General features: G+C 60.3%; 18 protein-coding genes. 13 read left to right on the forward strand and 5 right to left on the reverse strand.

Features of this window, described 5'->3' with window-relative positions:
* The first annotated feature begins 771 nt into the window (after window positions 1-771).
* Window positions 772-1,455, forward strand: a complete 684-nt coding sequence (locus ACIQT8_RS01290; RefSeq protein WP_400962560.1) for a hypothetical protein — start codon at window positions 772-774, stop codon at window positions 1,453-1,455.
* Here the strand turns inward: ACIQT8_RS01290 and ACIQT8_RS01295 are convergent.
* Window positions 1,443-3,449: a DNA cytosine methyltransferase gene (locus ACIQT8_RS01295; protein ID WP_400962563.1), complete on the reverse strand. Its 2,007-nt coding sequence runs from the start codon at window positions 3,447-3,449 to the stop codon at window positions 1,443-1,445. The genes ACIQT8_RS01290 and ACIQT8_RS01295 overlap by 13 nt on opposite strands.
* A gap of 177 nt (window positions 3,450-3,626) precedes the next feature.
* Window positions 3,627-4,256, reverse strand: a complete 630-nt coding sequence (locus tag ACIQT8_RS01300; protein ID WP_400962566.1) for a type II toxin-antitoxin system VapC family toxin — start codon at window positions 4,254-4,256, stop codon at window positions 3,627-3,629.
* A 108-nt stretch (window positions 4,257-4,364) separates the two neighbouring features.
* Between ACIQT8_RS01300 and ACIQT8_RS01305 the strand changes: the two genes are divergently transcribed.
* The 3 genes from ACIQT8_RS01305 to ACIQT8_RS01315 all read left to right on the forward strand — a co-directional run bounded on the left by ACIQT8_RS01305 (window position 4,365) and on the right by ACIQT8_RS01315 (window position 7,492).
* Complete coding sequence (locus ACIQT8_RS01305; protein WP_400962568.1) at window positions 4,365-4,559, forward strand: hypothetical protein; 195 nt, start codon at window positions 4,365-4,367, stop codon at window positions 4,557-4,559.
* A 397-nt stretch (window positions 4,560-4,956) separates the two neighbouring features.
* Window positions 4,957-5,583, forward strand: a complete 627-nt coding sequence (locus ACIQT8_RS01310) for a hypothetical protein (protein ID WP_400962571.1) — start codon at window positions 4,957-4,959, stop codon at window positions 5,581-5,583.
* Between the two features lie 10 nt (window positions 5,584-5,593).
* A complete protein-coding gene (locus ACIQT8_RS01315) occupies window positions 5,594-7,492 on the forward strand; it encodes an AAA family ATPase (RefSeq protein WP_400962574.1) in 1,899 nt (632 codons plus the stop codon).
* A 606-nt stretch (window positions 7,493-8,098) separates the two neighbouring features.
* Here ACIQT8_RS01315 and ACIQT8_RS01320 read toward each other — a convergent pair.
* The 3 genes from ACIQT8_RS01320 to ACIQT8_RS01330 all read right to left on the reverse strand — a co-directional run bounded on the left by ACIQT8_RS01320 (window position 8,099) and on the right by ACIQT8_RS01330 (window position 11,685).
* Window positions 8,099-8,494 (reverse strand): hypothetical protein, encoded by a 396-nt coding sequence (locus ACIQT8_RS01320; RefSeq protein ID WP_400962577.1) that lies wholly within the window; start codon window positions 8,492-8,494, stop codon window positions 8,099-8,101.
* A gap of 45 nt (window positions 8,495-8,539) precedes the next feature.
* The gene (locus ACIQT8_RS01325) at window positions 8,540-10,444 is read right to left on the reverse strand and encodes a DNA cytosine methyltransferase (protein ID WP_400962580.1); all 1,905 of its coding nucleotides are present in this window, start codon (window positions 10,442-10,444) and stop codon (window positions 8,540-8,542) included.
* Window positions 10,445-10,650: 206 nt separating this feature from the next.
* A complete protein-coding gene (locus ACIQT8_RS01330) occupies window positions 10,651-11,685 on the reverse strand; it encodes a LacI family DNA-binding transcriptional regulator (RefSeq protein ID WP_400962583.1) in 1,035 nt (344 codons plus the stop codon).
* A 165-nt stretch (window positions 11,686-11,850) separates the two neighbouring features.
* On the opposite strand from ACIQT8_RS01330, the gene ACIQT8_RS01335 reads away from it, so the two are divergent.
* From ACIQT8_RS01335 to iolC, 9 genes are all read left to right on the forward strand, one after another.
* The gene (locus tag ACIQT8_RS01335; protein WP_400962586.1) at window positions 11,851-13,416 is read left to right on the forward strand and encodes a sugar ABC transporter ATP-binding protein; all 1,566 of its coding nucleotides are present in this window, start codon (window positions 11,851-11,853) and stop codon (window positions 13,414-13,416) included.
* Window positions 13,416-14,420 carry an ABC transporter permease gene (locus tag ACIQT8_RS01340; protein WP_400962589.1) on the forward strand — a complete coding sequence of 335 codons (1,005 nt, stop codon included), beginning with the start codon at window positions 13,416-13,418 and terminating at the stop codon, window positions 14,418-14,420. The genes ACIQT8_RS01335 and ACIQT8_RS01340 overlap by 1 nt, the downstream gene beginning before the upstream one ends.
* Before the next feature lie 111 nt (window positions 14,421-14,531).
* Complete coding sequence (locus tag ACIQT8_RS01345) at window positions 14,532-15,455, forward strand: sugar ABC transporter substrate-binding protein (protein WP_400962592.1); 924 nt, start codon at window positions 14,532-14,534, stop codon at window positions 15,453-15,455.
* Window positions 15,456-15,532: 77 nt separating this feature from the next.
* Window positions 15,533-16,477, forward strand: coding sequence for a sugar phosphate isomerase/epimerase family protein (locus ACIQT8_RS01350; RefSeq protein WP_400962595.1), 945 nt, complete (start codon window positions 15,533-15,535; stop codon window positions 16,475-16,477).
* Between the two features lie 24 nt (window positions 16,478-16,501).
* Complete coding sequence (locus tag ACIQT8_RS01355; RefSeq protein WP_400962597.1) at window positions 16,502-17,536, forward strand: Gfo/Idh/MocA family protein; 1,035 nt, start codon at window positions 16,502-16,504, stop codon at window positions 17,534-17,536.
* A gap of 24 nt (window positions 17,537-17,560) precedes the next feature.
* Window positions 17,561-18,466 (forward strand): sugar phosphate isomerase/epimerase family protein, encoded by a 906-nt coding sequence (locus ACIQT8_RS01360; protein ID WP_400962600.1) that lies wholly within the window; start codon window positions 17,561-17,563, stop codon window positions 18,464-18,466.
* Between the two features lie 11 nt (window positions 18,467-18,477).
* On the forward strand, window positions 18,478-19,503 hold the full coding sequence (locus tag ACIQT8_RS01365; RefSeq protein ID WP_400962603.1) for a Gfo/Idh/MocA family protein: 1,026 nt from the start codon (window positions 18,478-18,480) through the stop codon (window positions 19,501-19,503).
* The gene (locus ACIQT8_RS01370) at window positions 19,496-20,431 is read left to right on the forward strand and encodes a DMT family transporter (RefSeq protein WP_400962606.1); all 936 of its coding nucleotides are present in this window, start codon (window positions 19,496-19,498) and stop codon (window positions 20,429-20,431) included. Before ACIQT8_RS01365 ends, ACIQT8_RS01370 begins: the two co-directional genes overlap by 8 nt.
* A 141-nt stretch (window positions 20,432-20,572) precedes the next feature.
* Window positions 20,573-22,480: a 5-dehydro-2-deoxygluconokinase gene (iolC, locus tag ACIQT8_RS01375; RefSeq protein ID WP_400962609.1), complete on the forward strand. Its 1,908-nt coding sequence runs from the start codon at window positions 20,573-20,575 to the stop codon at window positions 22,478-22,480.
* Window position 22,481: the final 1 nt, after the last annotated feature.

Below are 22,481 nucleotides of genomic sequence, written 5' to 3' on the forward strand. Positions count from 1 at the left end.
CAGAGCTTCACTGTGAGGATGCCGAGGCTTCGGCGGGGAGCCGGCTACGGCGGCGCTCGGGCTGCCTGGAGCACGATCTTCAAAAGTTGTTCAGGATTGAGTTGGGTCATGACGTATCCGGGAGCAGGGCACGAGTCGGCCTGTCCCCGGCGCACGTCCGTGGTGACAGATCTCGAATTTTGGGAGGAACTACGGGAGGGGGATCAAGCTATCGGCGATGCGGGTGCATGCCGACGCACCACGTCGCTGCCCAGCGGATACCCGCGCGAGCTCGCATTTGCGAATTGGTTGAATTCAGCCATCTGAGCAACTCCATCACCACAGTGGCAACCCATTTAGACCATCTCGAAGGATGATTCAGGTCCCTGTCTGAAAATTTCTGAAGATTCTTTTCCTGACTATCCGGCAGGGGGCGACGACATGGTCGTCAGGCCACGTGAGAGCTCTCTCGACCGCGTCGGTACACGGCTCTCGGGAGATCCTCAGGCCTCGATGGCCAAGGTGCATATGCTCTGGTGACACATCATCTTCGGTGTTCCCCGTGATGTAGGGCACTATGCACGAAGACCGCCGGGCGTCCACAGAAATTTTGTTAAGGCGCTTTCTGATGTAACCGGCGCAAACTTCTGAATCCTGTCGATAATTATGGAGGACCGAATCCTCAATCCTGCTTGCCCTATTCGCTGCTCTCCTCGCTGGATGGATTGAATCCTTCACCAATTGTGGCTTGCACGGCCGCACTCGATCCTTGGGCAATCTGGAGAGGTGACCATGGGCTACTATCGAAGCATTCTCATCGACATCAATAAAAAGCTCGGACCGGTGTTCAAGAAGCAGGGACTCGTCATGAGGGGAGAAGAGCGGCAGGGAGAGCTCCACGTGATCTTTCTCTCGACGGCCGACGAAACCTGGAGATCGCCTATCACCCTCGACATTAGCGGCAGCGGTGGCGAGGAGGCTTCCTGGCGTGACGTGACGATGGACGCTCAGCAATGGCACAAGTGCTCTGTTGGCAGCAGCGGATGGACGGCCTATGTGGACGACCACTACTTCCAGGAGCGCCATACAGGCGACGACGCCGCCTTCATAAAGACGATCAGGTCGTATTTCAGAGACATGGAGCCCGCTCCCTGGGATGAGGTAGAGCGACCCAACATTCTGTCCGGAAGAGCCTCGGATGTTTACGCGGCCATAGTGAACGCGACAGTTGACGAGCGGTACACCGACCAGGAAGTAGAGATAGATTTCTCTCGTGATGCGAGGGGCGAGACCCTGTCCTTCATCGACGGACGCGACAAGGTCCTGTCCTTCCTGGTGAAGCCCGACAGGGACACCATTCTTCATGTCAACGGCACGCCCGTGGAGACATTCCGCGGCGACGAGCGTGATTTCATCGCTGACAGACTGCGCTGCCACTACGCACCGATCGAGCGCAGCCGACGCTATTCGAGGTAGGGATGCCAATCGCCGGGGCTGAACGCACCCGGCTCGTCCGCCCACGTGTGCCTGTTCAAGTTCACCCGGCGGGGGCGTGGCCTGCCAATTAGGTCGTCGCTGATTACCGGCGTCTTCAGGCGTTCGACGACATCTCGCCTCTTTCCATCCAAGACGGTCATGATGCTCAGCCCCATCGCCATAGCCACTTGGGGAGGAAATGCATTCCCTATCTGCTCGAAGATGCTCCTCGGGTTGTCTCCGTGGAAATGCCACGCTTGAGGAAAACCCTGCAATTGACGCGCAACTTCGATCGTAAGGTGGGGCAGAACGTCGGGATCCGATATCTCCTCGGGCGTCAGCGCGGGCTTCATGAGCTTGGCTACGTCGATCTCGAATCCCTTTTCTCTCCAGTCATCTACGATTTTCGGCTGGGCGTCGGGAAGTTTCGCCAGGATGGTGTTCGATGGACGGTTCCCGAACTTCTCGAGCCAAGCCCTTGCCCATCTGTCATATGTTTCGTGACCCTTGTTCAGATGGGGGAAGAGCAAATCCCTCAGGTAGGCGACCCCTGGCTTTTCGGCAGGCAGGCCGATCGGGAGCTGGAAGGCGTTGGGCATGTCATTGCGCACGCCGACAATGACGATCCTCTTTCTCGTCTGTGCGAGTCCGAAATCGTTGGCGTTCAACCCGTGGATTTCGACGCGGTACCCGCTGCGCTGAAGCCGCCTGATGATCTCCGACCTGTACTCTATGAACTTGTTGTGCGTGAAGCCTTCGACGTTCTCGAAGAAAAACGTCTTCGGCTTGACTGCGCGCACGATGCGCACTGCCTCCTCGAACAGGTTCCTGTCATCGGCGGGGCCGCGCTGCCTGCCCACGCGTGAGTACGCCTTGCATTCGATGCCGCCGGCTAGGAGATCAATCCCACGATAGCGCCGAAGTTCTGCGTCCGTGACGTCCTGAAGCTTCTTCTCCCGGACATTCCACCATAGGTTCTTCTTCAGCGTGGCAGCCGCGACTGGAGCGGAGTCGTAGAGAGCAACCACGTCGAAGCCGGCACCAAGCAATCCTATCGCCTGCCCACCGGCCCCCGCGCATAGCTCCATTGCCTTCGGCTGTTGCCGCCGAGGCTCGTCGGTCGCCGGCTGCGGCAGTCCTTCGAAAGCTGGGAGCAGGAACTCGAGGGCGTCCTGAAGCTCGGTCTTCCACAAGTAGCCGGTTTCGAAGCCGAAGCCTCCGTCATAGGCGAAACTGCCTGCGGCGAACCTCTTCAAGGACTCATGCGCCAGCGCAAGCCTGTTTCGAGCGTCAGGGCTGCGCCGTGAACCGGAATCCTGTTTCGCCCCGAACACGTTCTCGAATTTCCTAAGGACATCCCTCGCGATATCCTGGATGCGCGCCTTCTCCGCGAGAAAGGTCTCGCTCAGATTCGGTTCCATGTCGGCCGGATTTCCGGTGGGTTCGTGAAAATACTGCCATGTGAACTCGTCGACGACAGCCAACAGGTCGGCGGCACGATCGGCCAACGCGTCCACGCCCGCACGCGCTCTCGATGACGCCAATGAATTGAGTGCGCGGCAGCGACGACGGTCGTCGAACGCAATGTCGCCCATGGATTCGCGCACGCGCCTGCGGGTCAGCAGCGCGATATCCGGCGTGTCCACGTTATGTCCGGCGGCGATCCGCAGGAGGGCCGCGGTTCTTGTCTCCTTCGAGGTTCTTGTCAGTGTCTTGATGACCGAGAAGGGAATCGCCTTGTCACGTAGAAGTGCCCCGTATTCGCCGAGTGACTCGTGGAAGTCGAGCATCGCCGCGACATCCTGTCTGGCAAGTCCGCATTCGACTGTCAGCAATGCGCGAAGGCTTTCGCGATCCATGCGGGGCTGCAGCTCACCCACAAGGCTGATGAGGTCGAGCTGCGCCTCGGCCACGCGCGACTTTACGGAGAGGATGCGGTCTTTCAGGTAGCCGGCATCATATGCTCCGCTGTACTTTTTTCTGACTTCCTGCATCGCGCTTCCCTCTCGATGCAACCGGTAACAGGCAAGTCCTGATGTCCCGGAAAGGGATTCGCTAAGATTCGAACTACTTCGTTCTGGGTGGGAATTGGTTTTCGGGATTGGGGCGCGTCCCGGACACAGCGGGGCGCAGGAGCCGGGTTGGCAGAAGTTAAGATGCTGAATGGTTTACTAAGGGGAGAGTACCTGATCGGGCTGAGGCGTAGCGCCATCTCCGCGAGGTTCGTGGTCAGCAGGCTCGATCTTCGGCAGCATCGTGTCTGAAGGATCAGGCAGTTCCGGGTCGAATGGTGGGAGAGGAACATCGAATGGCGGCTCGACATGCCAGCGTGCCTCCAAGGGATGATACAGTCCCGGCAGAGGGCAATATTCGTGGATCCTAAGATAGTCCGGGATGTTCGCTGTCAGAATTGGGAGCTGGTAGGTGATGGCAAGAGCAGCGATCATGACATCGTGGCCAAGCCGATTGCTCTTCTGTCGCTTCTGGATAGTCCATAGATGCTTGAGCGCTGGGATCGACGTCATCCGGGCATAGGTCGTGGCAGACGCATGGGACATTTCCGGCATCGGAAAGTTGGTAGCCAGGATGCGGTCGACCCATAGCGAAATTCTTGCAGCTCTTTCCGGATTGTGGCGCTCCTGCAGATGGGCGCCGCGCATAAGTTCTGCTACAACAGGATAGCTGAGACCCAGTCTGTTGATACCTACCCGGACAAGCCAAGGGCGCAAACCGGGAGGAGGCTTTTTCCGGCCCATGTAGCTGACGATGTCAGTATCCATAAGAAGCAGAATATCAGACACCGCGACTATCCTGTGAGTTCAGAAGCGTCTATCTCGTTTTCCAGTTCGCAATCCCAATGAGACCGCTATGTTATCGTTGGCCGTGATGCCGCCCTACAGAGGTTGCAAATGACTTATCAATGGCAGAGACACGACGCGGAAGTCCGCATCCGCGAACTGCTGGATGCGGCCAAGACCCGTGGCCCTCAGACCGTCCAGGACAAGGACGGAACTTTCAATATTGTCTACACGCCGAACAAGATGGGCTTAGAGCAACTGTTCTCGCAGCCGGGACCTTTGCGGGACGACGATCTCGATTTTTGAAATTGTATTCCGCCTAGCAGAAACGGACCGTAGCCGGTGATCGCGAGCGCAACAAGATAGTGCGGTAGAGAATCTCCAGGTGCTCTAGCTATCGATTTGAAGCTGCTTGCACAAAGTTGCACGCGGACCCGCGATCGACTGTTGCTTGTGGGCCTGCAGCATGTCGCACACACAGCTCCGATGCCTGCAGTGTCATCCGGGCCGACGTTGTGCCAAGCGATTGCTCAATCGCTCTTGAGCAGGATCCGGAATCATCGAAAGTGCTTGACGCCCGAAAGAGTGTTCTCTAATTGTTCCGGCATGAGCAACTCCAGAGCCCTCACTTTCCGAATAGGTTGACCGACTCCCGGGACGGATCCCGGAGCCGCCACTTTGCCTATTCTTTGGAGGGAAGGTCATGATGACCTTTACTGCTCTTGCCGCAGGCGATGAAGCTTGCGATCCCCCACGTCCCTATAAATCCCGCTTTCCCAGCGCCACGACGAAGTGCATCGGGCGCGCGGTGTACCGGTCGAAGGAAGCCGGCGACTACGCCTGCATTCTCGAGCTGGATCCCGAAGTGCTTTGCTGGCGCTGCGTGACGCAACCACTCGTCAATGACTCGGCGGCAAGGAAACCACGCCATCGCCACGTCGACTTCGCGGTTCAGACCGCCGACGAAAGCCTCCTCGTGGATGTCTGGCGAGGGGCTCCAGAAGTCATCGCCTGGATGCCGAGCGTGGCCGAACGGCTCGGCTACCGATATCAGGCGATCTCGATCTCCGAGGTGAACCCTATCCGTCTTCAGAACGCTCGGGATCTAGTGAGGTACGCGGGAAGGGATGCTGCGCTGGGCGATCGCATCCGCATCCTGGCAGGTCTCGATGAGATGGGTTCGCTGTCCCTGGCCGAGTGCCTGGGCGTCGTGCGGGAGGACGCTCCGATGAGAACGGTCGCCAGCATGATCCTGAAGGGCCATATCGAAGTCGATCTCGACGAGGCTCTGCTTGCTCCGGACACGGTCGTCCGGCGCGCGAAGTCGTAGGAGGCTCGCCATGGGATCTGCTTCTATCGACGAGCGCAGGAATGTGCTCGAGGTGGCGATGTATGCCAACTCCATGCGCGTTGCGCTGCGACGATCTGGAATTTTCCGAAAAGCTACGACCGACAGGGCCGTAGGTCTCATTCTTCCTCGCGATGCAGACTTCGAGGTGTACCGCGCCGCGGTAGTCATGGTCCTCAGGGATTCGGGGATTCTGCGCTACTCGGTGTCCAGTGTCCACGCCAACCCGAAAGGCGCGGCCGACTACAGCGACGCCCTTAAGACCTTGTCCCAGAATTCGTCCGTCGTCGTCCTGATTGAGCGTGATGCCGGGGTTCCAGATGAACTGAGGGTCTCCCTCGATCATCTGGTCGAGGTGGGCGGCGTCAAGCCGTATCATCTAGTGCTTGCCGCAAAGACCGTCCTCGGCATGATGATCACCCAAGAGGAGGTCGCAAAGCTCTTCCAGCATCCGTTGCCAATCATCCTTGCTGCCTTCAGGGCGAAGCGGCCGCTTGAAGTTACGATGCAGAAGCTAACCGAGGTTTCGCGTCAGACGAAGGGGGTCAAATGGGAGCCTCGGATCGAAAACCTTGCCGGCTATGGCAGAGCGGCAGACTGGGCGCAGGAACTGATTGAGGATATCACTGCGTGGAGACAAGGCTCGATCGATTGGAGTGACGTCGATTCCGGCCTGCTGCTAAGCGGGCCTCCGGGGTGTGGCAAGACGCTCTTCGCGAGCGCCGTCGCCCGATCCTGCGGTGCGGCATTCTTTGCCGCCTCGAGTGGCCAATGGCAGGCGGAGGGACACCTCGGCGATATGCTGCGCGCGATGAGAAAGAGCTTCCGCGACGCCATCGCAAACGCGCCTTCGATCCTATTCATCGACGAGTTCGATTCATTCGGATCGAGGACGAGCCTCCGCGGTGACAACGCCGCCTACGGATTGCAGGTCATCAATGCCTTGCTGGAGCTTTTGGATGGCGCAGTCGGACGCGAGGGCGTCGTGGTGATTGCGGCGACCAACCGTCCGGGCGACATCGACGAGGCCCTGCTGCGCCCCGGCCGTCTCGACAGGCACATTCAAATCCCACTACCGGATCTGGCTGCGCGGGCGCAGATCCTCCTGGCGCACTCGAGGTCTGACTTGCCCCAGGACGAGCTTCAGACTATCGCCTCCGCCACCAGCGGATACTCCGGCGCGGCGCTACGTCAGCTTGCCAGGGATGCCCGCCGCATTGCCCGGACGGAGAGGAGGGAGCTCCGCTGTTCGGATTTCATGACGATCGTGCCGCCCATCGCCTCGCTTACGCGCCGCGAGCGCTGGATTGCGAGCATCCACGAAGCCGGTCACGCAGTCGTCGGGCTTGAACTCGGCGTTGGGGAAATCGAGGCGCTCGTCGTAGCGCGGCAAGCCGCGCATCGGGATGACAGCTTCGCGCACGTGGAGTGGAGGCGTCCCCGCATGCGCAACCGGACCCTTCAGTCGTACCGCGACGAAATCGCGATGCTGCTGGGTGGGGTGGCCGCTGAGAGCGTAGTCCTAGGGGACATCCATGACGGCTGGTGTGGCGTCGAAGGATCCGACCTCCACCGTGCGACGGACATCGCGACCATTCTGGTTGCCAGCCACGGAGCAGGGGAACTCTGCTACTACAATGTCACCGGTCTGCGTAACCTGGAGGGGCTCAGGCGCAGCGACTCTTCGGTGCGGGAGCACGTGGCCGGAATGCTACTGGAAGAGCTGAACCGCTCAAAGGATATCGCACGTGCTAGGAGAAATGACTTGCTACTCCTAGCAAAGGCCGTCTTGCGCCGGGAGGTGCTGGATGGGGAGGAGATTGCCAGGCTTCTTCCCGGGCGAGCAAGTTCGTCCCGCTCACGGAAAGGACGCGCGGTCGGTTCGGAATAAATTCTGCGAAGCACCATCGTCGTTGGAGGCGGGTATGTCACGCAACAAAAAGGGAAATGCGGGGGACGCCACCGGATCTGGCTCGAACAGCGAAAGAGGAAGCAAGGCGGAGACGTTTGGCGAAGCTATGGGAAAGGTTGGATTCGAGCCGTCGAAGACGGGGCGAAAGCTCTTGGGGCAGGGAAAGTCCAGGGAAACGCTTAAGAAGTGGTCTCTCAAGGCTCCGGACAAATAGGCCGCCCGCGGGTCAACTGCTTGCGCCGGCAACTGATGCGCGCCACGCTTTACTGGATCGGGAGGCGCAGATGGAAGGGAAACATTCGGAACTCGTGGAAGCAAGCATCGAAAGAATGCTCCTGGCGCGAGATGCAGGCGATGCGAAGGCGTTCGAGGCGTGGATGCGGAAGACATCGTCATACGCGCAGAGTCGGGCTTCACCGAAGCAACTCGATGAGGTGAGGGCGCTCCAGCATCAGCTTGATGAAATTCGAGCGTTCGAGTCACGTCACGGGCCAGGGAGTGCACTCAACGTCTCGCATCCATCGGTGAAACGACTGATCAAGCGAGGCCACTACAGTGAGAGCGAAGTTCGCAATGCTCAGGCAGTCAGATCCTTGAAGTGTCCTCTGCAGGGAAACGCCTGAGCAGGAAATCCGAGGCATATTCGAAGGCGTCGACACCTAGCCTGTCATAGTCTGGGCCTTCGCAGAGCATCAGCCCAGCCTTTCCAGAATTGGCAAGGAACACGGCTTCTCCTCCATCCGCGTTCAATCGGAAGATGGCATCAGCCAATTTTTTGAGGAGTTCGCGGTCCATGATGACCCTCAATCCGGCGAGAGCTTTGTCAAGGGCGTCACGGCCGGTCCCATTGCCGATACACATGCCGCCAAGGTAAACCTCGAACTCGATGTCGGGGTTCTCGTTCTCGACATCGATCAAGATCCCGTCGAAGTTGATTGTAACAAACCTGTCGTCCCGGTCCGCGCGTATCACTACCGTCATCTCACTGCCTTTTCGGTTTTTTCGGGGATGTGAGAACTGCAGGCCTCAAGTCGCCGCAGATACAAAAGACTTAGCCGTGACTTCTTCGAACTCCAGCGGTGGCGCCGTCACACGCACTCGACGGCTTCTCTCGGGCCAAAGCATAGCCTCCCAGTCCCATGCCACATCCTTCATGGCGGCGAAGAGTGCTAGTCCGACGGATTGCGCCAGCCTCGGCGGAACAGCGTTGCCAATCTGATCGGCAACTGCCTGCTTACCCCCTGTGAACTGCCAGTCGTCGTCGAAGTCCTGAAGGCGAGCACGCATGCGCGCGGTCAGTGCGGGCATGAACCCCGGTTTCGAAGCCTGTTCCTGCGTCGGCGCCGAGTCGGGCAGGCCGGCGATGTCGACGCATTTCGCGCCCCAGCGAGCAGCTTCCTTCTCCCTTGGCAGGCCACGTCTCGTGACGATCGTGGAGGCGAGCGCGCCGTGAGCAACCACGTTGCCTTCGCGGTCCAGAATACGTTGTTCGCGTCGTGCTCGAGCCCACTCGTGGGCTCCCGTCCATCCGTTTGCAGCCATCAGATCAACGAGCGCGGTGCCTATGTCGAGGCGGCGCCCGGGGAAAGTTGGCGGCATCCTGAAGGCCCCTTCGAGATCGTTCCGCACGCCAATGATCAGCACGCGGCTGCGCTCCTGGGCGATGCCATAGTCTTCGGCTTTCATCCTGTGGATCTCCACGTGATAGCCGGCCTTTCTGAAGCCTCGCAGGAAGTTTGCGACATGATCGGCATGTCGCGCGTGCAGCAATCCATCCACGTTCTCGAACAGAAATGCGCGAGGCGAGACCTCGGATACGATCCTGACTGCGTCGGGAAGCAAATCCCGGGGATCATCCCTGCCCAGGCCGTATCCGTCGGAGGAGTAGGGCTGGCAGGGGACCCCTCCGGCCAGCAGATCAATGTCCATGTGCCGATAGGGTTTGAAGTCGACCTCGCGGATGTCAGCCTTGACCACGTTCCAGTCCGGCCTGTTCAACCTGAGTGTCGCGGCAGCGTTTCTCTCATACTCGAACAGGGCAACATGATCGAAGCCGGCCCTGTCCAGCCCGATCGCCATACCTCCGGCCCCGGCACATATTTCAATGGCCTTCAGCCTATGATGTGCGGGCGGCGGCGTGCGAACATTACGCAGTTCCCACTTGTAGGCGCTGGGCGAGCGTCCCGTGAATGTTTGCAGGGCGAGGAGGCCGGGATGACGATGCGCCTTGTTTCTCGGGGCGGCCAGGGTCCCATTTTCGAGGCTCTTCAGCGTTTCGCGCGCCACGGCGAATTCTACTGCCAGATTGCCGGGCTTGCTCGGGGCGACCACATCGTCACGCACACCAAACAAGGATTCGAATGCTTTCCGTATCTGCGCTGCCCCTTGGCGGACATCATCCGATACCATCGCCTTAGGATCGTTCATGAGTCCTTCGGAGAAGGCGTAGAGAACTTCCTTGAAGTTGTCGACGGCCTCGGTGGTATTCTTGCGCGCCGCAGTCGCCAGTTTTCTTCCATTCCGCTCCGCCAAAAGCTGATGCGGCGTGAGGGCTGCCTCCCTGAGGCGCTTGCGGATGCGAGATATCTCGTTGGTGTCGATCCGGGCGCCGATCTCCATTCGCTCCAGAACTTCCTTGCGTGTATCGTCGTCGGCCGCGACCAGCGCCTTCACGACGGGAAATGACGCACGTGAGTTCTCGAGCAGTTGCTCTCTGCCCTTCAGCGTGGTCCGGAACCGCGCGTAGGTCGACAATTCGGCGGCAGGCATATTACAGGTGACGCGCAGGAACTCGCGGGCTTCGCGTTCGGTTGTTGCCATGGCGAGCTTCTCAACTTCCGCTGCCATGTCCAGGATTCGTGCCGTCATCTGCTTCTGCAGCGCGATGATCCGCTTCTTCGCCGCTGCCAGTGCTTCTGCCTTGAGATTCATGATGTCCCGCAACGCTCATACTACCTGCGGTGTCTCGTACCGGTACAGGTCTTAAGAGCCCGGGAAGGGATTCATTCAAATTCGCTCGAAATGCACTTTCGGCCGACTCAGCCCAAGCCGGGCGACATTGCCGCTAGGGAACCTCGGCACCAGGGGGACACGGCTACCCCGTTCCACCAGGGAATATCCTCAGGGATTCCACACCTTCAGATATTGGCTGCAGTATAGATCTCGAACGGCAGCGTGTGCTGCGAGACAATGGGCGTGCGGTGAGTGTCCAGCGCCTCGGCCATTGCCTTCACAAGGGTGTCTGCCAGCAAGCGGGCGGGGTGGGAGAGGACGACCTTGATGATCCCCTCTGCCAGCCCGGCTCGCGTCTCATTCGTAAGTTCATGGGCGACGACCACAAGCCGCTTCGCCGCAGGACCTCCATCCTCGCGCAGCGCCCGCATTACTCCCGTTATCCCGCCGCCAGCCACGTAGAGACCCACCCAGTTGTCTTCAGATTTGAGCAGCCCCCGCGTCAGCTCGTACGCGATGTCTGGTTCCTCCTGAGTGCCGAGCGTCTCCATCATAAGGAATTCCCGCTGACTCTCGCGAAAGTAGGAGCGGAACCCCATTTCCCCTAGCTCCTGAGAAAGATACCGATGGCTGCCGACGAAGACGGCCACCTTGCCGGGTGCGGGATTCATGTTGTCTACGAACCAGGCCGCAGTCCGGCCCTTCTTCACGCAGTCATTTCCGACATATCCGGCTCGGCCGCGGGCGGTCAGGTCGGAAATCATGGTGAAGACTGGGATGCCCTCGGCCTCCAATCCATCCACCGCGTGGTTGATCTGGGGGTGATCCGACGTGATGATCCCGATTGCATCCGCGTCACGGCTTATGGCCAGCAACGCGTCGGCGGTGTTCTCCGGAGCGAGCTCGTCGACGAATCTCACGATCGCCCTGCCGTGTGCGTCGGGATAGGCCTCGACAGCTTTCGTCAGCACCTCCGACCACATTTGATAGAGCTTCCGATGGGACTGCTTCAGCAGGAAGCCGAACTTGATGACCGGCTTGTCGCCCTCAAGTCGTCGCTTGATCGCGGTGACACCGTGAAATCCTATTCGCTCTGCCGCCTCCAGGACGCGCTCCGCCGTCTGCGCTCGCACGGGATCTCTGCCGTTCAAGACCCTGTCCACAGTGGAAATCCCGACATTTGCGGCCTTTGCGAGGTCTGCGATCGTAGGTCTGCTCATCGTGATAGGCTCCCAGAAAATGAGAGACATTGTGGGAGAATTTGAGAGAAACGTCCAGCGTTAAATTGACAGGAACGGTCGAGATGTGGTGATTTCCATGCCGCTGGAGGAAACAGCTACACACGACAATTCGTCGGAAGCGACGCACTTGGGAGGAGAGGCGAAATGCCTGCGGCCAACGATACGGCGCGCCTGTTGGAGCGCGACGACCCCATTCACAAAGAGGGTTCCGAGCTCGTCCTCGAGATGCGGAACATCACCAAGGCATTTCCCGGTGTCCTGGCTTTGGACGGCATGAACCTCAAGGTCCGTGCGGGATCCGTCCACGTCCTGGTTGGTGAAAACGGTGCGGGGAAGTCGACGCTCATGAAGATATTGAGCGGCACCTACTCGATCGATGGCGGTGAGATACTCTTCAAGGGAGAGGTCCTTGGGGGGCAGGATACGTCGGCGGCACTGGAACGCGGCATATCCATGATCCACCAGGAACTGAGCCCGGTCCTCGACATGACGATCGCCGAGAACATCTTCCTCGGCCGGGAGCCTGCTCTGTCGGAGACAGGCGTGATGTCGCGCTTCGTCGATTTCGGAAGAATGAACTCCGAAACACAGGCGCTGCTCGACAGGCTCGGCCTGAAATACGGCCCTGAAACCAAGATGAGGGACCTTTCAATCGCCGCGATGCAGCTCGTCGAGATCGTCAAGGCGATCTCGCGCCAGGCGTCGCTGGTGATCATGGACGAGCCCACATCTGCGATCAGCGACACCGAGGTTGCGATGCTCTTCCGGCAGATCGCCGATCTCAAGGCCAATGGTGTGGCCATCATCTACATCACTCACAAGATGGACGAAATCTTTCAGATCGCCGATGACATCACCGTCATGCGCGACGGACAGTTTATCGCGGCAGCGCCTGCTAGTGAGTACGACGAGACGAAGCTCATCTCACAGATGGTCGGCCGGACGATCTCCAGCATCTTCCCAAAAGAGGATGTGCCGATCGGCGAGGTCGTGCTTTCGGTGGAGAATCTCACCCGCGAAGGTACCTTCGAAAACGTCAGCTTCAACGTGCGCGCCGGTGAAATCGTGGGACTCTCAGGTCTCATCGGGGCGGGCCGCACCGAGGTCGCGCGGGTGATCTTCGGCCTCGACGCCGCGACTGGCGGTCACGTCAGGCTGAACGGGCAGGTCCTCAGTCTAAGGTCGCCGAAGGATGCGATCTCCCATGGCATCGCGATGGTCTCCGAGGACCGGAAGGCGGAGGGCCTCGTGCTCTGCCGGTCCGTTGGCGAGAATATCTCGCTGGCCAACCTGAAGAAGTTCACTGCCGGGCTGTTTGTCAGCGAGCGGCAGGAAGAAACCGCCGCGCAGCGGATGATCAAGATGCTGCAGATCAAGACTCCGAACACCGCGATGATCGTCGAGAACCTCAGCGGCGGCAACCAGCAGAAGATCGTCATCGCCAAATGGCTGCTTGGGGATCTCAAGCTTCTCATCCTCGACGAGCCGACACGCGGCATCGACGTTGGATCAAAATCCGAAATCCATCGCCTGATGACCGACTTCGCCCGCCAGGGCCTGGCGATCATCATGATCTCGTCCGAGCTTCCGGAAATCCTCGGCATGAGCGACCGCGTGGTCGTGATGGCCGAGGGGCAAGTCGCGGGCGAACTGACAAGAAGCGAGGCCAATCAGGAAACCATCATGCGCCTTGCAACGGGAGGACACTAATGAACACCGAACCCCTGGCCGCGGGCGCTCCCGCCAAGGTAGCCTCGAAATCAGTTGGCGTGGACTTTGCTGCGATCTATCGCAAGTACGGAACCATCCTGATCTTCGTCGGAATCTGCATCCTGGCGTCGCTTCTGAGTCCGACCTTCCTGACTGAAGCCAACCTCACGAACGTCCTGCGCCAGGTCGTGGTCGTCAGCCTTCTTGCCTGTGGCGTGACTTTCATTATCATCCTCGGGCACATCGACGTGTCTCTGGGCTCCGTTCTGGCACTGTGCGGCGTCATCGCGGCGAGCGTGATGTCGATGACGGGCAGCATCACACTGGCGGTGGTTGCGGGTGTGGCGGTCGGGATCGCCACCGGGATCATCAACGGCTTCGTCATCACGTTCTTTCGTATTCCATCGTTCATCATGACGCTCGCGATGACGACTGTGGCGCGCGGCGCGGTGCTTCTCTACACGGGCGGCTCTCCGGTCACTGGCCTCGGCGACTTCAAGGTGATTGGCCAGGGCTCGCTCGGTCCGGTGCCGATTTCCGTCCTGATCCTTGCCGTCTTCGTCGTGATCTCCTGGATCCTGCTCAACAAGACGAAGTTCGGTCGCTACGTATATGCCGTCGGTGGCAACGAGCGTGCGGCACGCGCCTCGGGCATCAATCCGGACAGCATCATCGTCAAGGCGTTCATCTTCAACGGCATCCTCTGCGCGGTGGCTGGCATCGTCCTCATGTCGCGCATCAACTCCGGCCAGCCAGCGGGTGGCGTCGGCTATGAGTTCGACGCGATCACCGCGGTGGTCGTCGGTGGCACCAGCCTCATGGGCGGGACGGGGACGATCACCGGAACCATCATCGGGGCGATGATCATCGGCGTCATCAACAACATCCTCAACCTCATGAACGTCAGCTCGTACTGGCAGCAGATCATCAAGGGACTGATCATCGCGGTCGCCGTCATCCTTGATGTTTGGACGAAATCGGCCCGCAGCAAGAAGAAGGCCTGATCGAAACGTTCCCGCGCGATGCGAACGCGCTCGCGCGAAGGACCACCTGTGTGTCGACGCCTGTGCGTCGGATTGAAGACAACCTTGCATTTCCAACGGGAGGAGACCCCAATGAAACTTATCGCAAAGCTTGCACTCGCCTGCGCCGTATCCACCGCCGCACTTTCCGCCTCCGCCGCGTTCGCCGCTGACAAGTTCGTCGTAGGCTACGCAAACATGGCCGACACGGATGTCTTCGTGATGGCCCGAAAGAACGCCTTCATCGAGGCTGCGAAGTCCGATCCCGACGTCGAGATCAAGTTCACCGACGCCAACAACGACGCGAGCAAGCAGCTCGACCAGATCGACAACCTGATCGCCCAGAAGGTCAATGCGATCCTCGTTGTCCCGGTCGACTATGAAGGCATCGTGCCTGGCGTGGAGAAGGCGAACGAGGCAGGTATTCCGGTGATCGCGCTGGGCATCCAGTCGGCTGGCGGCAAATACACCTTCGTCGGCTCGAAGAACATCGATGCCGGCAAGATGCAGGCCGAGTACATGAAAGCCAATCTGCCGAAGGATGCGCAGATCCTCTACCTGCAGGGCACGCCCGGCCTTTACCACTCGCAGGAACGTCTCAAGGGCTTCGAAGAGAACCTCGGCCGTCCCGACGTAAAGATCATCGCGAACCTCTCCGGCAACTATGATCGCGCCGAAGGCATGAAGGTGACGGAGGACTGGATCCAGAGCTTCCCGAAGTTCGACGCCATCATTGCTGCCAATGACCAGATGGCCCTTGGTGCCCGTGAAGCCCTTCAGGGCGCCGATCGCCTGAAAGGCGTGATGATCTCCGGCGTCGATGGCGTTCCGGATGCGCTCAACGCGATCAAGGCGGGCGAGATGTCGCAGACCATCTTCCAGAATGCCGCCGGCCAGGCGAAGGCGGCCTTCGAGGTCGTCGAAGGCATCAAGAAGGGTGAGACGCCTCCGGCCGAGAAGCTTGTGCCGTTCGAGTCCATCACCAAGGACAATGTCGACCAGTACATGAAGAAGTAATTCCTCCCGAGATGCGTGTCGGGGCTGCGGTCCCGGCACGCGCACCCAATGCCACTGAATATCCTGGAGCTCATGAGATGATGCGCTTAAGTCTGGTAACCGACATCCTCGGATACCTTCCCTTTGAAGAGATGCTCGACACGGTGTCCAAGCTCGGTTTTGAATCCGTCGAGCTGGGCTGCGGAAACTGGTCGAAGGCTCCACACCTGCGTCTCGACGAGCTCCTCGGCAGCGCGCAAGCACGCACCGACTTCCTCGCCGCCCTTGAGCGCCGCGGCCTGACGATCTCGGCCCTCAATTGCTCCGGCAACCAGCTTCATCCGGGCGAGAGCGGCGCCGAGCATCGAGCCGTCGTCGAGAAGACCTTCCGGCTCGCAGAGAAGCTCGGCGTGAAAACTGTCGTCATGATGTCCGGCTGCCCCGGCGGAACGCCGAAGGACGAACTGCCAAACTGGATCACCCATGTCATCCTGCCGGAGCAGGTGGACGCGCTAGACTACCAGTGGAACGGTGTCCTCATTCCCTACTTCCAGAAGGCCGGGCAACACGCCAAGGATTGCGGCATCCGCGTCGCGATCGAGAACCTCGGCGCCACGATGATCCATAATCCAGCGAACATGCTGCGGCTGCGCGAGCATGTCGATCCCGTCATCGGGATGAACTTCGACCCCAGCCATCACATGTGGATGGGCGGCGATCCGATCGCGGCCGTGCGCCTGCTCGGCGACGCCATCCACTACATGCACGCCAAGGACGTCCGGCTGGAGCGCACGCTCGCGGATGCCAATGGTCTGATCGACACCTACTGGATCAACGACATCGCCAGGCGCTCGTGGAACTACGTGGCGCTCGGACATGGCCACGACGTCCAGTGGTGGAAGGAGTTCTTCGCGGTTGCCAGGATGGTTGGCTACGACGGCCCGGTCAGCCTCGAAATGGAAGATGCGGGGATGGATCCGCTTCTTGGCGTCAAGAAATCCCTCACAACCCTGAAGCTCGCTCTCCCACGCGACTTCGACTGACAAGCCCCATCAGGAACACGAAATATGACCCTCAAGATCGGTGTTATCGGAACTGGCGCGATTGGCCAGGAGCATATCCAACGCCTCCACAACAAGCTCGTCGGCTCGACCGTCGTCGCTGTCAACGATATCAATAAATCTCAGGCCGAGGAAGTCGCGCAACGTCTGACTCCTGCCGCGAAGGTGTTCGAGAACGGTCACGATCTCATCACCGACCCGAACGTGGACGCAATCGTTGTCACCTCGTGGGGACCGACCCATGAGGAGTTCGTTCTCTCGTCAATCGCCGCAGGCAAGCCGGTGTTCTGCGAGAAGCCGCTCGCGACCACCGCAGAGGCGTGCCTGAATATCGTCAATGCCGAAATCGCCAGCGGGCGCCAGCTCGTCCAGGTCGGCTTCATGCGCCGCTACGACAAGAGCTACCGTCTCCTCAAGGAGCAGATCACAAACGGCAATCTCGGCCAACCGATGATGGTTCACTGCGCCCACCGTAACCCGAGCGTTCCTGAGGTTTATGCGGGCGACATGGCGATCACGGATTCCTTCCCGCACGAGATCGACGTGCTGCGCTGGCTGCTCGATGACGACTACGTCTCCGCGCAGGTTATCATGCCAAGGAAGACGAAGCACACGCGCAAGGATCTCGACGACCCCCACATGATCCTTCTCGAGACGAAGAAGGGCATCCGGATCGACGTCGAGGTCTTCGTCAATTGCCCCTATGGCTACGACATCCAGTGCCAGGTCGTTGGCGAGGACGGGATCGGCTATCTGCCGGAGCCGATGAGCGTGCTGCTTCGCAAGGACGCCAAGCTCAGCCACGAGATCCTGCAGGATTGGAAGCTTCGCTTCATCGACAGCTACGATGTCGAACTCCAGGAGTGGATCGAGTCCGTCAAGGCTGGCGTCGTGCGCGGCCCGACAGCGTGGGACGGCTACTTTGCTTCCGTCACCGCAGACGCATGCGTCGAGGCGAAGCATTCCGGCAAGATCGTCCCGATCCAAATCGGGGAGCGGCCGTCGTTCTATGCGCCGACCGCGCTGAAGCCAGCCGCCTAACGGAAAATCGAGGAGGAGGAAGCCATGAAGATCGCTCTCGACCCGCATATGCATCGGCATCTGCCACTGAACGAGCTTTGCCGAAAGGCTGCCGAGCTCGGCTACGAACACATCGAGGTCTCGCCGCGCGACGACCTGCTTCCCTGGTGGGTTCGCCCGCGTGCCCACAAGGAACGCGTCGCGGAATTCAAGAAGGCGCTCAAGGACCACGGCGTCCAAGTGGCCTCCCTGCTGCCCATGTATCGCTGGGCAAGTCCGCATGAGGACGAGCGTAAAGCCGCGGTCGGCTATTGGAAGGAAGCCATCCAGCTCGCGGTCGACCTCGGCGTCGGCACGATGAACTCTGAATTCGGCCGCGGACCATCTCCCGACCGGGGTCATCGGTCGAACTGCTGCGGTGGCCATTTCACCCACGAGCACAGCGAAGCTGCATGGTGGCGTTCCATCGAGGAGTTGGTGCCCGTCTTCGAGAAGGAGGGTGTCACCCTCAACATGGAGCCGCATCCGGAAGACTGGTGCGAGACGTTGCATCCGGCGATCGACATGCTGAAGACGATCGGCTCCAAGAACGTCAAGTTCCTCTACTGCGCACCGCACACCTTCTACTTCGGTGACGACATGGCGAAGATGATCCGGGACGCAGGACCGCTGATCAACCATGTCCACGTTGCCGACACCTATAACCACAGGGCGTCGTCGGGTCTGCGCTACATCATCAACCCGCCCGGTGCGAAGGTGACGATCCACCAGCACATGGACATGGGGCAGGGCGAGATCAACTGGGATGTCTTCTTCTCCTCGCTCGCCGAGGTCGGCTTCGACGGCATCGTCACAGCCTGCGTCTTCGGCTGGGAGGATCGAGCCGATGCATCCGGACGCTTCATGCGGTCGGAGATCCAGAAGTATGTCGACAAGTACTGGAAGAAATAGGCGGTCGGGCTATGCGGTTGGGACTTGTTGGTTATGGCACCGGGGGCAGGCACTTTCACGCCCCTTATATCGCTGCCGCTAAAGGGATCGAGCTGGTCGGCGTCGTGGCACGGGCGCCGCAGACTGTCGCTCGTGTCCAGGAGGACATGCCGGGCATGCCTGTCTATGCAAGTCTGGCGGACTTGATCAAAGCAGGCGGCATCGATGCTGTGACGATCACGACGCCGCCGCAGACACGGCGCGAGCTCGTGCTCGAAGCTGTCGCGGCCGGACTGCACGTCGTAGCAGACAAGCCCTTTGCGCCGAGCGCGGCGGTCGCCCGAGAACTGGGTGAGGCCGCAAGGCGCGCAGGTGTCGTTCTTGCTGTCTATCACAACAGGCGTTTCGACGCCGATGTCCTCACCTTGAAGAAGGTCATCGACTCCGGAGAGCTCGGCAAGTTATGGCGTGTCCATTCCCGCATGGAGTTCGACGATCCGGCAACGCTCGAGGGCGGCGCCACCGGAGGCCTGCTTCGCGATCTTGGAAGCCATCTCGTCGATCAGATGCTTTGGCTGCTCGGCCCCATCAGGAGTGTAGCCGCCTACTGGGACATGGTCGAAACGTCCGATGGGAGGACTGATGCAGGCTTCGTCCTGAACTTGCAGCACGTCTCCGGCGTACATTCCCATCTCTCCGCTAGCAAGCTGAATAGGCTCACGGTCCGGGAATTCCGCGCCTACGGGGAGCACGGCAGCTATGTCTCGTCCGGCACCGATGTCCAGACGCAGGCGATCTTTGCGGGGATCCGCCCGGCCGACGACCTCCAGGGATGGGGATATGAGAAGCCGGACCTCTGGGGGACGCTCCGCACGCGGACGCGCGACGAGCGCATCCCCTCCGAGCAGGGACGCTATCATTCCTACTACGAGAGCTTCCTGCGCGCGGTGAATGGACAAGGCCCAGCTCCCGTGACTGCGGAAGAGGCCACGGCGACATTGGCCGTGTTGGATGCCGCAAGGATTTCGGCGCAGGAAGGACAGACGGTCGATGTGTGACCGGGTCGAGACGATGTCACCACACCAGTCGATCCGGGGAGCACTGAGCGCCGTGATCGGACGAGTGCCGGCATCTGGTGAGGTGCAACTCCTCCTCGCGTCAATCCTGGCGGGAAGCGGGTGGCTATTCTCCGTCAATGCTTTGAACGGCTTGCCACCGCTGTCGTTCATCGGCAGCCGTTTCATGCTTGCAGGGCTTATGATCTATCTGGTGATGGGGCTGCCCTCCCTGAGGGCGCTGCGGAGCGTATGGAAGAACCTTCTCCTTTCCTCCGTCGCGATGGCAGCCGCCATGACCCTCTGGATTGTCGGGTTGAAACACACCAGCCATATCGGCGTCGCTGCTTTCATAACGGCAACCGGCAATCTGATGGTGCCCCTCGCTGGTGTCGCCATGTTTCGCTGGCGGCTTGCCCGGCGTTCGCTGATCTCGCTCGCAGTGTCTGGATGCGGACTCGCGCTTCTTTTTCTCAACGCCGACGCCAGCTTCGCGGCTCCGGACGTCCTGTTCCTGATTTCGGCTGTCCTGTGGGCCGTTAGTCTGGTGCTTGTCAGAGAGAAAACCCGCGGCGTGAGTGCCGCCGCTACTTCCGCCGTGCAGCTCTTCTGCACAGGGGGCATCGTGTCGATCGGCGCTGCATTCCTTGAAGATCTGCCAACCGCGATCCCCACTGCCTCAACGCTTGGGTGGTTTCTAGCGAGCGTCGTTCTCTCCACCTGCCTTCGCTTCGTGCTGCAGTTCCAAGGCCAGAGCCGGACGGTGCCTGCCAAGGCGGGTATGATGATGATCTTCGAGCCTGTCTGGGCGATGGTGTTCGCATTCCTCTTCGTCGGGACGCCACTGTCCCCGGTTCAGGCCGTTGGATGCGCCATCATCTTCGCCGCTGTCGCACGCGAGGCGCTGGCGAAGAGCGCACCAGGCGGATGAAGCCATAGGGCCGGGCCGTGATTTGGGAGCGGATGGTCCACGTACAAACTGAATTTGGATGCTGATCCGTTCGCTGCGGCAACGGACGAGGGGCAAGCCGTGTCTCCATGATGGCGCGGCCCCCCATGGAAGGACAAAGGAATGAATAGGAAATTGGATGTCATCACCATCGGCCGCTCAAGCGTCGATCTGTACGGGGCGCAAATTGGCGGACGCCTGGAGGATATGGGATCGTTCCGGAAGTACGTCGGCGGCAGTCCCACGAACATCGCATGCGGCGCGGCGCGTCTCGGTCTGAAGAGCGCTGTGATCACTCGCGTCGGCGACGAGCACATGGGACGCTTCATCCGCGAGCAATTGGAACGGGAAGGGGTCGTGACCGATGGCGTCACGACGGATCCGGAGCGGCTGACCGCTCTGGTCATTCTCGGCATCCGGGACGAAGACCAATTTCCGCTGATTTTCTACCGGGAGAACTGCGCCGACATGGCACTCTCGGAAGCCGATATCGACGAATCCTTCATTCGTAGCGCGAAGGCCATAGTGGTCACGGGCACTCATCTATCGAACGCCCGCACCGAAGCTGCGGTCATGAAGGCCCTCAAGCTCGCCCGCGAGCACGATGTCAAAACCGCTCTGGATATCGACTACCGCCCGAACCTGTGGGGCGTCGCAGGCCACGGCGAAGGCGAGAGCAGGTTCGTGGAGAGTCGTGCCGTCACCGAGAAGCTCCAGTCGACGTTGAACCTGTTCGACCTGATCGTTGGTACGGAGGAGGAGTTCCATATCGCGGGCGGATCCACGAATACGATCGACGCATTGCGGGCCGTTCGCAACGCTTCGGACGCGGTCCTGGTTTGCAAGCGGGGCGCAGAAGGCGCCGTGGCGATCACCGACTGGGTTCCGAACAACCTGGATGCCGCAGAGAAGGGGCCGGGCTTCCCCATCGAGGTCTTCAACGTCCTCGGCGCCGGCGACGGATTCTTCGCTGGGCTGCTTAAGGGCTGGCTGGACGGCGAGCCGTGGCCCAAAGCACTCGAATACGCGAATGCCTGCGGTGCGTTTGCCGTGAGCCGTCACGGATGCACGCCCGCCTATCCGAGTCTCGAGGAACTGCAGTTCTTCCTGACGAGGGGAGTGAAGCGGCCAGATCTGCGAAACGACCAGGAACTGGAACAGATCCACTGGGCCACCAACCGCAGTGGCGACTGGTCGACCATGCGCGTCTTCGCGTTCGATCACCGCGTTCAACTCGAGCAGATGGAGGGGTTCACCCCCGGAAAGGGCGGTGCTTTCAAGGAGCTGTGCCTGAAGGCGGCGCTGCAGGTGCAGGACGGTCGGCCGGGCTACGGAATCCTTTGCGACAACCGCATCGGGCGTTCTGCTCTTCATGCGGCTTCGGGATCGGGGCTCTGGATCGGCCGGCCGTGCGAATGGCCGGCATCTCGTCCACTGACGCTGGAACCGGAACTCGGGCTGGACTGCGGCGGCTTGGAGGAATGGGCTCGTGAGAACGTCGTCAAGGTACTGTGCTTCTGCCATCCTTCCGATCCGCAGGACTTGCGTGCCAAGCAAGAGGAAACGGTGAAGCGCCTCTTCGAGGCTTCGCGCCGGAACGGGCTTGAGTTTCTGCTCGAAATCATTCCGTCCAAGGTAGGACCAGTCGATGACGATACGAACGCGATCCTGATCCGACAGTTTTACGAGATCGGCGTCTATCCTGACTGGTGGAAGCTGGAGCCGATGACCAACGCGTCGGCTTGGCAGATGGCCATCGCAGCGATCGAGGAAAACGATCCCAATACCAGAGGCATCGTCGTGCTCGGCCTCGACGCGCCAGAGGCAGAGCTCGCAGCGTCGTTCCGCGTCGCCGCAGCCTTCGATCTTGTGAGGGGTTTCGCAGTAGGCCGAACAATTTTTGGCGACGTCGCACGCAGATGGATGAAGGGAGAACTCGACGATGGTCGCGCGATCTCCGAAATGGCAGGCCGCTTCGAAAGCCTGTGCCGCATCTGGGACGAAGCGCGCCGGACGGCACAGGAGAAGTGAG

The organism is Agrobacterium sp. NPDC090273 (assembly GCF_044772305.1).
Lineage (GTDB): Bacteria > Pseudomonadota > Alphaproteobacteria > Rhizobiales > Rhizobiaceae > Agrobacterium.